This is a genomic window from Kosakonia pseudosacchari, assembly GCF_900184035.1.
Taxonomy (GTDB): Bacteria; Pseudomonadota; Gammaproteobacteria; order Enterobacterales; family Enterobacteriaceae; genus Kosakonia; species Kosakonia pseudosacchari.
Map to the genome: position 1 here is coordinate 24,569 of NZ_FXWP01000011.1, position 14,993 is coordinate 39,561.

Annotated in this window: 10 protein-coding genes; 7 read left to right on the forward strand and 3 right to left on the reverse strand. The window is 55.5% G+C overall.

All coding sequences use genetic code 11. The annotated features are described in order from the left end of the window. The first annotated feature begins 259 nt into the window (after nt 1-259). On the forward strand, nt 260-1,555 hold the full coding sequence (locus BN2591_RS08735) for an SGNH/GDSL hydrolase family protein (protein WP_244172992.1): 1,296 nt from the start codon (nt 260-262) through the stop codon (nt 1,553-1,555). Between the two features lie 34 nt (nt 1,556-1,589). Here BN2591_RS08735 and BN2591_RS08740 read toward each other — a convergent pair whose 3' ends face one another. Both BN2591_RS08740 and BN2591_RS08745 read right to left on the reverse strand, forming a co-directional pair. Beyond that, a complete protein-coding gene (locus BN2591_RS08740) occupies nt 1,590-2,438 on the reverse strand; it encodes a MurR/RpiR family transcriptional regulator (RefSeq protein WP_086870723.1) in 849 nt (282 codons plus the stop codon). Nucleotides 2,439-2,568: 130 nt separating this feature from the next. After that, the gene (locus tag BN2591_RS08745) at nt 2,569-3,813 is read right to left on the reverse strand and encodes an MFS transporter (protein ID WP_086871056.1); all 1,245 of its coding nucleotides are present in this window, start codon (nt 3,811-3,813) and stop codon (nt 2,569-2,571) included. A 193-nt stretch (nt 3,814-4,006) separates the two neighbouring features. Between BN2591_RS08745 and yfhb the strand changes: the two genes are divergently transcribed. Further along, a complete protein-coding gene (gene yfhb, locus BN2591_RS08750) occupies nt 4,007-4,642 on the forward strand; it encodes a phosphatidylglycerophosphatase C (RefSeq protein WP_086870725.1) in 636 nt (211 codons plus the stop codon). A gap of 45 nt (nt 4,643-4,687) precedes the next feature. Beyond that, nucleotides 4,688-5,212, forward strand: coding sequence for a tRNA adenosine(34) deaminase TadA (gene tadA / locus BN2591_RS08755; protein ID WP_425268950.1), 525 nt, complete (start codon nt 4,688-4,690; stop codon nt 5,210-5,212). Between the two features lie 19 nt (nt 5,213-5,231). Here the strand turns inward: tadA and mltF are convergent, their stop codons facing one another. Next, nucleotides 5,232-6,824: a membrane-bound lytic murein transglycosylase MltF gene (gene mltF, locus BN2591_RS08760; RefSeq protein ID WP_244172997.1), complete on the reverse strand. Its 1,593-nt coding sequence runs from the start codon at nt 6,822-6,824 to the stop codon at nt 5,232-5,234. A 239-nt stretch (nt 6,825-7,063) separates the two neighbouring features. On the opposite strand from mltF, the gene purL reads away from it, so the two are divergent. From purL to glrR, 4 genes are all read left to right on the forward strand, one after another. Then, nucleotides 7,064-10,951, forward strand: coding sequence for a phosphoribosylformylglycinamidine synthase (gene purL / locus BN2591_RS08765; RefSeq protein WP_086870731.1), 3,888 nt, complete (start codon nt 7,064-7,066; stop codon nt 10,949-10,951). Nucleotides 10,952-11,486: 535 nt separating this feature from the next. Beyond that, the gene (gene qseE, locus BN2591_RS08770) at nt 11,487-12,923 is read left to right on the forward strand and encodes a two component system sensor histidine kinase QseE/GlrK (protein ID WP_086870733.1); all 1,437 of its coding nucleotides are present in this window, start codon (nt 11,487-11,489) and stop codon (nt 12,921-12,923) included. Continuing rightward, a complete protein-coding gene (qseG, locus tag BN2591_RS08775; RefSeq protein WP_086870735.1) occupies nt 12,920-13,657 on the forward strand; it encodes a two-component system QseEF-associated lipoprotein QseG in 738 nt (245 codons plus the stop codon). Before qseE ends, qseG begins: the two co-directional genes overlap by 4 nt. Further along, complete coding sequence (gene glrR / locus BN2591_RS08780) at nt 13,654-14,991, forward strand: two-component system response regulator GlrR (protein WP_017459023.1); 1,338 nt, start codon at nt 13,654-13,656, stop codon at nt 14,989-14,991. Before qseG ends, glrR begins: the two co-directional genes overlap by 4 nt. Nucleotides 14,992-14,993: the final 2 nt, after the last annotated feature.

Below are 14,993 nucleotides of genomic sequence, written 5' to 3' on the forward strand. Positions count from 1 at the left end.
GCTGATGCTTTTGCGCACAAAAATGCGCGGAGAACTTTTCTTACTCCTTGTTGGGACATTTTGGTGAATGTTCTTAATCAAACATAAGAAAAGCACCATTGACCGGAGAATATTTCTGCGCTGAAAATAAAAATAACACCTGTGCAGAATAGATCGCGGTGTTTTTTTCTTGATTAAGAATAATTACCCCGTCTGTGATATACAAATATTGCATATGTCTTTTTTGCGACGTACCAGGGATAATTAATAAGGGACTATGATGAAAAAAGCGGAATTATATATCGCATTTATTGCCAGTATCACGAGCGGGCTGGCGAATGCGGCGAATACATATATTTATACAACGCCGGTACCACCTGCGCATGAATCCTCCGCAAACCAGCGGGCGTTGCGGGCAAACGAAGAGACGTCAACGTATATTAAATGTGTGTATAACATCGATAATCAGGACCAGAGCAATCCTGCTTCATCGTGGGCATGGGCGCGAGACGGGAGTAACTATCTGAAGCTGCGCGGGTATTGGTATAGCGCCACGCCGCTGGCAAATATGTTTTATAGCGAATCATCCTACGCAAGCCTGGTGAATATCTGTCGGAGTTCGTTAAAGGCCAGTCATATTAACGCAGAAACCATTATTCCTTATGCCTCCGATTACACGCTCTCCTGGTATTACAGGATTTGGCATCAGGGTCAGGCACAACCGGCGATACTGTTCGGGAATAATAAAATTGATCGCATGGTCATATTTGGCGACAGCCTTAGCGATACGATTAATGTTTATAACGGCTCCTACGGCACGGTTCCAAATCACGCATCGTGGTTTGTTGGTCATTTTTCTAATGGCAAAGTCTGGCACGAATATCTGGCCGGTTCGCTTAATTTACCGGGCTACGTTTGGGCGACGGTCAATGCGGAAAGCGGCGAGAAACCTTTATTTAACGATTTTGACAAGCAACTGGATTCTTTCAGCGCTTATCTGGGTAAAACAGAGAACGATGACATCGCGCAAACGCTGTTTACGGTGCTGTTTGGCGGGAATGATTTTATCGCTGGTGGAAAATCGCCGGACGATATCATTGCCATGTATCGCGTCCAACTGGCGCGTCTGGCGACAATGGGCGCGCAACATATTGCCATTTTCAGGCTGCCTGATTTTTCTCGCATTCCTCATGTCGCTACGTGGACACCCGCAGAAAAAGGGGCGCTAAAAAACAAATCAGAGAACTTAAACCAGCAATTAGACCGCTTGCTCGGCGAATTACGCACCGCGTATCCGAAGGTGAATTTTTTCACCGTCAAACTGGATAGCGCGTTTAATGATTTGCTCAGTGAAAGCGATAAATATGGCTTTGTTAATACCAGCGAATCGTGCCTGAATATCTCCGCTTCAGGCATCTCTTACGCCACAGGCATTGCGGTGAAGCCGACATGTAAAGCGGCGAACGGGGCGTTTGTTTTCTGGGACACTATGCATCCGACCACCAAAACCCATGCTCTGCTGGCAGAAATGATTCGGGAAACGATAGTGCAACATCTCACCAGTGGCGGCGAGTAACGTGATAAAGCTCCTCGCCCGCCAGGACGGGGGATTACACCAGTTTTTTTACCAGCTCTTCGCTATGGCGAATACGCTCCGGCGCATGCTCAAGATCCTGTTGCACCAGCGCCATAAACAGTAAATCCGTGAGCATCATTTGCGCGCTGGTGGAAGAAATCGCCGCGCTGCGTGTCGCTTGCTCTTCCGCGATAGTGTACAGGCAGTGTGTGGCCCGCTGCTGTAAGGCGTTCGGCGTGAAGCCGGTTATGGCGAGGATTTTGCCGCCAACGCGCAGTGTCTCATCGGCAGCTATATTGATTTCGCGGCGTTCACCGCTATAAGAGACGGGCAGCAACAGATCGCCCGGCTCCATCGCCTGCACGGTTGCCAGTAGCGCGTGCATATCCTGCTCGACCACGGCGTTAACGCCGATTTTCATCAGCTTCCAGCCAAAATTACGTGCGACCAGCCCGGAAGCGCCGATTCCGGTCAGAATAATACGCCGCGCTTCGCGCAGTAGCCGCACGCTCTCCAGCAATTTCTCCTCGCTGTTGACATCCAGCGAGGCATGCATGGCGCTCTGATACTCTTTAATCAGCTTTTCGCCAACCACCCGCAGCGGATCATCACCCCGGATCTGGTTATGTACTGGCACCGACCACGGATTGCTATTGCTGGCTAACGCTTCGCTGATCGCCAGTTTCATTGCCGGAAAGCCTTTAAAGTCCATCTTCTGGGCAAATTTCACCACGCTGGACTGGCTGACACCCGCTTCGGCGGCCAGCTGTTGCGAACTCAAATGGCGTGCGCGATCGGGGTTTTCCAGCAGAAATTCCGCCAGCTTTTTATCGCTCTGTGCAAGGCCTGGGTAGCGCTGGCGAATGCGGATTAGACAATTCATAAGATCTCCGGGTGTAAACCCATCCGCAATATTTTGCCGATGAATGAATTTAATATTCCAGTAATAGATTGAGATTATGAATTAAAAATTCTTTTAGCACAAAATATCCCTGAATGGGTTTTGACAGCGATCAAGAGGATCCGCTGAGGCCGTGTTGTTTAACTTTCGGTGAATTATCAAGCCGGCGAATTGCCGGAATAAAACTGGCACCCGCGCAGGCAATGATCACAGCGATGGATGAGGCGATCAGCACGTTGCTGCTACCAAAGTGCGTCGCCAACGGCCCGGCGGCCAGCTCACCAACCGGAATGGCGATAAATGATCCCATTGCATCGTAGGCATAAACACGCGCCAGCTTCTCTGGCGGAATATGTGTTTGTAATGACTGCGCCCACGCCACGCCGAACAAACCAAAACTGACGCCAGCCAGAAAAAACGCGGCCAGCAACCACGGAGTAGATACACTTTTGCTCAGGAGATAGATCGGCACTGCGCATATGGCAACCAGCATCACGCCGATAAACAGGTCGCGTCGCGGACGCCAGCGCAGCGCGAGGAACGAACCGACAATCAAACCAACGCTCTGTGCGGCGACGATCATCCCCCAACGCGCACGGCCAAACGAAGCATCGGCAATGATCGGGCCGAGCACCATCACCACCCCGCTGAACGCGGCATTAATAATGGTAAACTGCACGACAATGCCCCACACCCAGGCGCGGCTGATGAACTCTTTCCAGCCATCGCGCAGATCTTGCAGGATATTGCTTTGCCCCGCTGCCGCCTGAATGGCGCCCATGCGAATGGCCAGATAAAGCGGAGCCGAGGCGGCAAAACCCAGCGCGTCAATCGCCAGCCCCCAGCCAGGCCCGACGGCGCTGGTGAGGATGCCACCGAGCGACGCGCCGACGACCGTTCCGCTATAAATACCGAGCTGGATAAACGCATTGGCTTCGCGCAGGTTATGCGCTGGCACCGTTTGCGGCACCAGCGCGGACGAAGCCGGCAGCGCGATCCCCGCCGCTGCGCCGTTAATCGTTCCGAGTATCGCCAGTAGCATCACCGTTGCTGAACCATCCAGCACCAGCCAGGCGACAACGCCTTGCGAACAGGCGGCGACCAGCGACGACAACACCAGCACCCGGCTGCGTGAATAGCGATCGGCCAGCACGCCGCCAACCAGCAAAAATGCCACGTTAAACAATGAGCGTGCGGCCACCACAATACCGAGCTCGGTGGCGGAACCGCCAATGTCCAGCACCGCAAAAGCCAGCGCAATGGGGGCAATGCCGTTACCGAGCACCGTCAGCAGACGGGCAAAAAACAGATGGCGAAATGGGGCAAAATGAAAGGCGCGCGTATGTTGTGTTGTCATCAGGATCGCGGTGAAGTAAAGGTTCGGGCCAGTGTAAAGCATCCTGGCCTTGCCAACATAGCCGCTGATTATTACAGGTATCGGTGACCGATTGTTACCGGAAAAGTGAGGGGCTATCTGTTAGGCTATTGAAAGAGCGATCGCCAGAAGGAGAGGCCCGGCGGTCGAAGGTTAACCAACAGAGGACTCCCATTTGGCTAACAGCGAGCGCCGCGTCGTCTTTTTTGATCTTGATGGAACCCTGCACCAGCAGGATATGTTTGGCACGTTTCTGCGTTATGTTTTGCGTCATCAGCCGTTGAATGCGTTGCTGGTGCTGCCTTTGTTGCCGGTGATTGCGGGCGGATTATTACTCAAAGGACGCGCCGCGCGCTGGCCAATGAGCTTGCTGCTGTGGGGCTGCACGTTTGGCCATAGCGAACGCCATCTGAACGCCTTGCAGGCGAAATTTGTCCAGTGGTTTCGCGGGCATGTCACGGCCTTTCCGGTGGTACAGACGCGATTAACCAACTACCTTGCCGCCTCCGATGCAGATATCTGGCTGATTACCGGCTCACCGCAGCCGCTGGTGGAGCAGGTCTATTTTGATACCCCGTGGCTGCCGCGCGTGAACCTGATAGCCAGCCAAATCAGCCGTCGCTACGGTGGCTGGGTGCTGACTATGCGCTGCCTCGGTCATGAAAAAGTCGCCCAGCTTGAACGCAAAATCGGCACGCCGTTGCGTCTTTACAGCGGTTACAGCGACAGCAAGCAAGATAATCCGCTGCTCTATTTTTGCCAGCACCGCTGGCGCGTGACGCCACGTGGCGACTTGCAACAGCTGGAGTAGTGTCGAACCGATAACGGCTGTGTATAATGCGCTCCGCCTGAATTACTGGAGTATCCCACTTTGTCCATTCCTGAACTGAATCACGACGTCTGGATGCGTCATGCGCTCACCCTGGCGAAACGCGCCTGGGAAGAGGGTGAAGTGCCGGTAGGCGCGGTGCTGGTGCATAACGGGCAGGTGATCGGCGAAGGCTGGAACCGACCGATTGGCCGCCACGATCCGACCGCGCATGCGGAAATTATGGCGTTGCGCCAGGGCGGGCTGGTGCTGCAAAACTACCGTCTTATTGATACCACTTTATACGTCACGCTGGAGCCATGCGTTATGTGCGCGGGTGCCATGGTGCACAGCCGTATTGGCCAACTGGTTTTTGGCGCGCGGGATGCGAAAACCGGCGCGGCGGGATCGCTAATTGATGTGTTGCACCATCCAGGCATGAATCATCGGGTGGCGATAACCGAAGGCGTGTTACGCGACGAATGCGCCGCGATGCTGAGCGACTTTTTCCGTCAGCGTCGGCTGGAGAAGAAAGCCCTGAAAAAACCGACGGGCGATCCCACGGCTTCCTAGCGCGTATTGGCGTTAAGTGCTAGCGGTTAACTTTCAGCGGGTTCTGCACCAGTGCGTCGGACACCAGTAGCGGGTTACGCGGGAAGGCTTCATTCGCGGTTAACGCGCTAAAGGGCAGCACGCCGTAAGCCGGGCGATTTAATTCCTCTGTTGATACCGCCGGGTAACTCTTCGCCATTTTCAACGCCTTTGCGGCCTCTTTCTCTTTTTCCAGCAAATAACCGACCAGGCTGATTTCATACTTACGAATATTTTCTACATACGCATAGGCTTCATGCCCGCGCGCGTAGCCGTAAGTCAGCTTGCTGTAATATTGTTTCTGGCTCAATAACGGCAGGCGCTGCTTCACATCAGCCCAACTGTCCGGGTTACCTTTGGTCTTTGCCGTCAGCGCGCGGGCATCCAGCATATGCGCGTAGCCCATATTGTAAGCCGCCAGCGCGAACCAGATCTTTTCATCCTGCGGAACGGTGTCCGGTACTTTGCTCATCATGTCCACCAGATAACGCGCGCCGCCGCTGATGCTTTGCTCGGCGTCAGTGCGATCGCTTAAACCTAAGCTCTGCGCCGTATTGCGCGTCAGCATCATCAAGCCGCGAACGCCGGTGGGGGAGGTGGCCTGGGAATCCCAGTGCGACTCCTGATAAGAGATAGCCGCTAACAATCGCCAGTCAATCGCCTGGGCGTACTTTTCAAACAGCGGTTGCAGATCCGGCAGCACGCTATCGACGGCGCGTAAAAAGGTACGCGTGTCGACATAGTCAAAACCCTCGCCGTGGCCGAGGTATTTCTCCTCCAGCCGCGCAAGCGTGCCGTCTTCATTCATATTATTGAAGAAATCGAGCATCGCGGCCGACAGCGTATTATCGTCATCGCGCTTGCTAAACCAGGTAACGGGTTGCTCATCGGTGATATCCAGCGCCACCGCCAGCTCAGGATGGACACGCTGGAACAGACTAATGGCGACCGAATCGGCGACGGTGTAGCTCAGTTTCCCGTCGACCACTTGTTGCAGCAGCGCGGTCGTGCCGAGCTTTTCATCTACCGTCCAGCTTAACTCCGGGTACTTCTTCTCTTTTATTTCACGCAGATCGTCCAGCGCGACATGACCGGGGGCGATGGTTAACTGGCTGGCATTCACGGATTCCAGCGTACGGGGACGGTAGCTGCCTACGCGGTACACCAGTTGCTGAGAAACGGAGTAATAAACCGGCCCGGTTTGGTAGTTTTTTACCCGCTCACTGTTGTAGACCAGCCCGGCGGCGAGCATGTCGGCATCGTCATTATCAAGGTCGTCAAACAGTTGGCTGATATTCTGGCGCACCGTGACTTTCAGTTTTACGCCGAGATAATCGGCGAAATGCTGCGCGAGATCGTAATCCAGCCCATACGTTTTGCCATCAACGGTGGTGTAAGTGAGCGGTGTGGCAATGGTACTGACGCGCAGCTCCCCGCGAGCTTTGATCGCCGCGATGCGATTGTCGGCTTTGCCGAACCAGGGGATAGAAGGCCACAGGGCCGCTGCCAGCAGCAGGGTGACAATGCCGATGAGCAGATAATTAATCTTAAATTTTTTCAAGGAGTTAATTCTCTGCGCCGTGCTTTGCCTCAGAAGATTCTCGTAATGATAACAGTAAGGTTTGTCGGTGATTGAGCGGCATTCTGCGCAACAAAACGCCAGTTGGCAACTAATTAGAGCATTCGGCGACAGCTATTGTTAAAAATTGACGGCGATTTTATTTCGACGCAAACGGTTTCGTCTACGCGCAGGATTCTCTATAATGACGCCCGTTTTCCCCTGGTGCACACTTAAAGCGTCCCCGACGCTGCGTAATCGAAGACGAGAGACTTATGATGGAAATTCTGCGTGGTTCGCCTGCATTGTCCGCTTTCCGTATCAACAAACTGCTGGCACGTTTTCAGGCTGCCAACCTCCCGGTAAGCAACATTTACGCCGAATACGCTCACTTCGCCGATCTCAATGATGGGCTGACAGAAGATGAATCCGCGCGGCTCCAGCGTCTGCTGAAATACGGCCCGAGCCTTAGCAGCCATACCCCGACCGGAAAATTACTGCTCGTCACTCCTCGTCCCGGCACCATCTCTCCCTGGTCTTCAAAAGCAACCGACATCGCTCACAACTGCGGCCTCAACAAAATCAATCGCCTTGAGCGCGGCGTCGCTTATTACGTTGAGGCAAGCGGGCTGACTGACGCCCAGTGGAACGACGTTGCTGCAGAACTGCATGACCGCATGATGGAGAGCGTATTCACTTCACAAGCAGACGCCGAACGGCTGTTTGAGCATCATCAACCTGCGCCGGTACAGAGCGTGGATCTGCTGGGTGAAGGCCGTCAGGCGCTGATTGACGCCAACCTGCGTCTGGGGCTTGCGCTGGCGGAAGACGAAATCGACTACCTGCAAGAGGCGTTTACCCGCCTCGGGCGCAATCCGAACGACATTGAGCTTTATATGTTCGCGCAGGCGAACTCTGAGCACTGCCGCCACAAAATTTTCAACGCCGACTGGGTGATTGATGGCAAACCGCAGCCGAAGTCGCTGTTCAAAATGATCAAGAACACCTTCGAGCAAACGCCGGATTTTGTGCTGTCAGCTTATAAAGATAATGCCGCGGTGATGGAAGGTTCCGACGTGGGTCGCTTCTTCGCCGATCGCGGGGAAGGACGTTACGACTACCATCAGGAACCGGCGCATATTCTGATGAAAGTGGAAACCCATAACCACCCGACGGCGATTTCGCCGTGGCCGGGTGCGGCGACAGGCTCCGGCGGCGAGATCCGCGATGAAGGCGCGACCGGTCGTGGCGCGAAGCCAAAAGCGGGGCTGGTGGGCTTTTCTGTTTCCAACCTGCGTATTCCGGGCTTTGAACAGCCGTGGGAAGAGGATTTCGGTAAACCGGATCGTATCGTCACCGCGCTGGATATCATGACCGACGGCCCGCTGGGCGGCGCGGCGTTCAACAATGAATTTGGTCGTCCGGCACTGAACGGTTACTTCCGTACTTATGAAGAGAAAGTGAACAGCCACAACGGCGAAGAGCTGCGCGGCTACCACAAACCGATCATGCTGGCGGGCGGCATCGGCAACATCCGCGCCGATCACGTGCAGAAAGGGGAAATCACCGTTGGCGCGAAACTGATCGTGCTGGGCGGCCCGGCGATGAATATCGGCCTTGGCGGCGGCGCGGCCTCTTCAATGGCATCTGGTCAGTCCGACGCGGATCTCGATTTTGCCTCCGTACAGCGCGACAACCCGGAGATGGAGCGTCGTTGCCAGGAGGTTATCGACCGCTGCTGGCAGCTCGGCGATGCCAACCCGATCCTCTTTATCCACGACGTTGGCGCGGGTGGCCTTTCTAATGCTATGCCGGAGCTGGTGAGCGACGGCGGTCGCGGTGGTCGTTTCGAGCTGCGCGATATTCTTAGCGATGAGCCGGGAATGAGCCCGCTGGAAATCTGGTGCAACGAATCGCAGGAGCGCTATGTGCTGGCGGTTGCCGCCGATCAACTGGCGCTGTTTGACGAGCTGTGCCGCCGCGAGCGCGCGCCGTACGCGGTGATTGGTGAAGCGACGGAAGCTCAACATCTGACGCTTAACGACAGCCACTTTAACAACCAGCCGATCGATATGCCGCTGGATGTACTGCTGGGTAAAACGCCGAAGATGACCCGCGATGTCGCGTCTCGTCAGGCTGCTGGCGAAGCGCTGAACGTGCAGGGCATTTCCATTGCTGATGCGGTTAACCGCGTGCTGCATCTGCCGACCGTGGCGGAAAAAACCTTTCTTGTGACCATCGGCGACCGCACAGTAACCGGTATGGTCGCGCGCGATCAGATGGTGGGACCGTGGCAGATTCCGGTGGCGAACTGCGCGGTAACCACCGCCAGCCTCGATAGCTACTACGGTGAAGCGATGGCGCTGGGCGAACGCGCGCCGGTTGCGCTGCTGGACTTCGCCGCTTCCGCCCGTCTGGCGGTGGGCGAAGCGCTCACTAACATCGCCGCGACGCAGATTGGCGAGATCAAACGCATTAAGCTGTCGGCAAACTGGATGGCCGCTGCCGGGCATCCAGGCGAAGATGCCGGGCTGTATGCCGCCGTGAAAGCGGTGGGTGAAGAGCTTTGTCCGGCTCTGGGGCTGACGATTCCTGTGGGCAAAGACTCAATGTCGATGAAAACCCGCTGGCAGGAAGGCAGCGAGCAGCGCGAAATGACTTCGCCGCTGTCGCTGGTGATCACCGCGTTTGCCCGTGTTGAAGATGTTCGTCACACGGTTACTCCGCAGCTTTCCACGGAAGATAACGCCCTGTTGCTGATCGATCTGGGCAACGGCAATAACGCGCTGGGCGCCACTGCGCTAGCCCAGGTTTATCGTCAATTGGGTGACAAACCAGCCGATGTGCGTAATGTCGAACAACTGAAAGGCTTCTATGACGCCATTCAGGCGCTGGTGGCGGACCGCAAACTGCTGGCCTACCACGATCGCTCCGATGGCGGCCTGCTGGTGACGCTGGCGGAGATGGCCTTTACCGGCCACTGCGGCATCAACGTTGATATCGCCTCTCTGGGCCATGATCGTCTGGCGGCGTTGTTTAATGAAGAGCTGGGCGCGGTGATTCAGGTGCGCGCGGCCGATCGCGAAGCGGTAGAAAGCGTGCTGGCGGCATACGGCCTTGGCGATTGCGTACATTATCTGGGTAAGGCGGTTTCTGGTGATCGCTTTGTGATTGAAGCCGATGGTCAGGCGGTGTTCAGTGAAAGCCGCACTCAGCTGCGCATGTGGTGGGCGGAAACCACCTGGCAGATGCAGCGCCTGCGTGATAACCCGGAGTGTGCGGATCAGGAACATCAGGCGAAAGCCAATGACAACGATCCGGGCCTCAACGTGAAGCTCTCTTTTGATATTAACGACGATATCGCGGCACCGTTTATTGCGACCGGCGCGCGCCCGAAAGTGGCTGTGCTGCGTGAGCAGGGCGTCAACTCGCACGTTGAAATGGCGGCTGCGTTCCATCGCGCCGGTTTTGATGCCATTGACGTGCATATGAGCGACTTGCTGGCAGGGCGCACTGGCCTTGAGCACTTCCAGGCGCTGGTGGCCTGCGGTGGTTTCTCGTATGGCGATGTGCTCGGTGCTGGTGAGGGGTGGGCAAAATCGATTCTGTTCAACGAGCGTGTGCGCGATGAGTTCGAAACTTTCTTCCACCGTCCGCAGACGCTGGCGCTGGGTGTGTGTAACGGTTGCCAGATGATGTCTAACCTGCGTGAACTAATCCCGGGTAGCGAACTGTGGCCGCGCTTTGTGCGTAACCACTCTGACCGCTTTGAAGCGCGCTTCAGCCTGGTGGAAGTGACACAAAGCCCGTCGCTGCTGTTGAGCGGTATGGTTGGCTCGCAGATGCCGATCGCCGTTTCCCATGGCGAAGGTCGCGTGGAAGTACGTGATGGCGCGCATCTGGCGCAGCTGGAAAGCAAAGGGCTGGTGGCGCTGCGCTATGTGGATAACACCGGGGCCGTGACGGAAACCTACCCGGCGAACCCGAACGGCTCTCCGAACGGCATTACGGCCGTGACCAGCGAAAGCGGGCGCGTAACCATTATGATGCCGCACCCGGAGCGCGTGTTCCGCACCGTTTCCAACTCCTGGCACCCGGAAAACTGGGGCGAAGATAGCCCGTGGATGCGTATCTTCCGCAACGCCCGTAAGCAACTGGGTTAATTTCGCCATTATCAGTCAGCCCTCTTCCGGTAAGAGGGCTTTTTTTTTGCCAGAGCAAAAGTGTCTGTATTTCCCGACATTGGGTATTGCGAGGTGTCTCCAAAAGGAGACATTTAATTTGTTGATTATAAATGGTTTATTTTTGGTGCTATCAGTGTGTTGCTAAATAGCGACAGGTTGTTGAAATGATAAACACATCACATTTTCATTTTTAAAATAGCAAACTGATTGTAATCAATGACTTAAATTAATTATTGGCATATTGGCACAATATCTGCATAATATTAAGCAGTGGCTCATTCACCTTCTTATGTCAGCCCCTTCGGGACGTGCTACATAAACTTCGAATGACGCACTTAAAGGTGCCTGCCGTCCACCTGCTGATTATTGCACTGCTTTATCAGACATCGGGCGAAACGTCGAGTTAGGCACCGCCTAATTTCATAACAAAGCCGGGTTAATACCCGGCTTTGTTGTTTCTGGCTTTTGGTAAATCAGTTAGCATCTCCCTACCTTTTTTTGCGAGAGAACTGCATTGAAACGCTGGCCTGTTTTCCCCCGCTCGCTTCGCCAACTGGTCATGATGGCGTTTTTGTTAATTCTGTTGCCGTTGCTGGTACTGGCATGGCAGGCGTGGCAAAGCCTGAACGCACTTAGCGCACAGGCGTTGCAGACCAACCGCACAACGTTGATTGACGCGCGTCGCAGTGAAGCCATGACCAATGCCGCACTGGAAATGGAGCGCAGCTACCGGCAGTACTGTGTGCTGGATGACGCCACTCTGGCGCGCGTGTACCAGAATCAGCGTAAGCGCTATAGCGAAATGCTCGATGCCCACGCTGGCGTGCTTCCCGACGATAAACTTTACCAGGCGCTGCGCCAGGATTTGAATGCGCTTGCCCAGTTGCAGTGTAAAAATAGCGGCCCGTCTGCCGAGGCCTCTGCGCAGCTTGAGGCGTTTGCCGCCGCCAATACCGAGATGGTGCAATCGACACGTGCGGTGGTCTTTTCCCGCGGGCAGCAACTTCAGCTGGAAATTGCTGAGCGCGGCCAGTTTTTCGGCTGGCAGGCGCTGGTGTTGTTTCTGGTGAGTCTGGCGCTGGTGCTGCTGTTTACCCGCATGATCATCGGCCCGGTGAAGGGCATTGAGCGGATGATTAATCGCTTAGGCGAGGGGAGAACCCTGGGGCGCAGTGTGGTCTTTAAAGGCCCGCGCGAGCTGCGTTATGTTGGCGAACGGATCCTCTGGCTGAGTGAAAGGCTGGCCTGGCTTGAATCACAGCGCCATCAATTCTTACGCCATCTTTCCCACGAGCTTAAAACACCGCTCGCCAGTATGCGCGAAGGCACCGAGTTGCTGGCCGATCAGGTTGTCGGACCGCTGACGGTGGAACAGAAAGAGGTAGTTGAAATCCTCGATGCCAGCAGCCGCAATCTGCAAAAACTGATTGAGCAGTTGCTCGATTACAACCGCAAGCTGGCCGAAGGATCGGTGGAGCTGGAAACCGTGGAACTTGCGCCACTGGTAGAAATGGTGATCTCTGCCCACAGTTTGCCGGCGCGAGCTAAAATGATGCATACCGATGTCGCCCTTGATGTGGCGACCTGCCAGGCCGAACCGATGTTGCTGATGAGCGTGCTGGATAATCTTTACTCCAACGCGGTGCACTATGGTGCTGAATCCGGTAACATTTCTCTGCACAGCTATACCGCCAACGCACGGCTCTGTATCGAAGTGGCAAATACCGGTTCGCCGATCCCTGAAACGGAGCGTGAAATGATCTTCGAACCGTTCTTTCAGGGTAGCCACCAGCGAAAAGGAGCGGTGAAAGGCAGCGGGTTGGGGCTAAGCATTGCCAGAGACTGCATTCGCCGTATGCAAGGCGAGCTGCATCTGGTGGCGAGTAGCAAAGCTGATGTCTGTTTCCGTATTGAGCTTCCTCTCAATGCGCCGGAAAAATCCACTCAATGAATCTGAATCTGGTGAGTATGTCGCATGTTTTTTCCCGCGTGGTTAACGCGGTTACACAGCAAAACGCCTGGCTTCGCGTATTTCCCTGTTTGCTGCTGGCGGGGTGTGTTGCACAAAAGCCGCAAAGCGCGATTCATGACACCCAGGAAGAACGGCTCCCTGAACATCAACTGGCCGATTTCTTGTCCACCGATTGCGACGATATCTGGTCGCTGTCCGGGCAAAACGTCGACACCAACCCGCTTTACTGGCTGCGCGGTATGGACTGTGCCCAGCGTTTATCGCCCGCCGCAGCGCGTGCCGAAGCCCGTAGCTGGTCTGACGATAACTGGCAGGCCACATTCAGGCGCGGCATTTTGCTCTCGAACGCCAAAATTTCGCCGCTTGAGCGTCGTGAATACACCGAGCGGTTAGGCGCATTGAGCCCCACGATCCCGGCACAGGTTCGCCCCCTGTTTGAGCTCTGGCGCGATGGCGAAAAAGCCCAGTTGCAACTGGCGGAAGAGCGCGCCCGTTACGCGAAATTGCAGCAATCGGCGGATAGCGAGCTCGATAGCCTGCGTCAGCAGCAGCAATTCCTGCGTGAACAACTGGAAACCACTACACGCAAACTGGAAAATCTCACCGATATCGAACGGCGTCTCTCCACGCGCAATAAACCCGCCGCCACCGATCTGCCGGATGGCTCTCACCCGTCTAAAAGCGACGGCACTCAGGAGGATGTGAAACCATGACCAGCCGTAAACCTGCCCATTTGTTGCTGGTGGATGACGATCCGGGGCTGTTAAAACTGCTGGGGCTACGCCTCACCAGCGAAGGTTATAGCATCGTTACGGCGGAAAGCGGGCAGGAAGGATTACGCATTCTCGCGCGGGAAAAGGTCGACCTGGTGATAAGCGATCTGCGCATGGATGAGATGGATGGCATGCAACTGTTTGCCGAAATCCAGCGCGTACAGCCGGGCATGCCGGTGATTATCCTTACGGCGCATGGCTCAATTCCCGACGCGGTGGCCGCAACCCAGCAGGGTGTATTCAGCTTTCTGACCAAACCGGTGGACAAAGACGCGCTGTATAAAGCGATTGATGATGCGCTGGAGCACAGCGGTTCGGCAATGGATGACCAGTGGCGTGAAACCATTGTCACCCGCAGCCCGGTAATGCTGCGTCTGCTGGAGCAGGCGCGGATGGTGGCGCAATCTGATGTTAGCGTGCTGATTAACGGCCAGAGCGGCACCGGAAAAGAGGTACTCGCGCAGGCGATTCATAACGCCAGCCCGCGCAGCAAAAGCGCGTTTATCGCCATTAACTGCGGCGCATTGCCGGAACAGCTGCTGGAATCGGAGTTATTTGGTCACGCGCGCGGTGCGTTTACCGGCGCGGTCAGCAGCCGCGAGGGGCTGTTTCAGGCGGCGGAAGGTGGCACGCTGTTCCTTGATGAGATTGGCGATATGCCGATCCCGTTGCAGGTCAAACTGCTGCGCGTGTTACAGGAGCGCAAAGTGCGCCCGCTCGGCAGCAACCGCGATATCGATATTAATGTGCGCATCATTTCAGCGACGCACCGTGATTTACCGAAAGCGATGGCGCGCGGCGAGTTTCGCGAAGATCTCTACTATCGGCTGAATGTGGTGAGCCTGAAGATCCCGGCGCTGGCTGAACGGGCGGAAGATATTCCGCTGCTGGCCAATCACTTGCTGAAACAGTCGGCAGAGCGGCATAAACCGTTTGTGCGCGCGTTTTCCACCGATGCCATGAAGCGGTTGATGACCGCCGGCTGGCCTGGCAACGTGCGCCAGTTGGTTAACGTTATTGAGCAGTGTGTGGCGCTCACCTCATCGCCCGTGATCAGTGATGCGCTGGTGGAACAGGCGCTGGAAGGGGAAAACACCGCGCTGCCAACCTTTGTTGAGGCGCGTAATCAGTTTGAGCTGAACTACCTGCGCAAGCTGCTGCAAATCACTAAGGGCAATGTCACGCATGCCGCGCGCATGGCGGGGCGCAACCGCACTGAGTTTTACAAATTACTCTCCCGCCATGAGCTGGACGCCAACGACTTTAAAGAGTAATG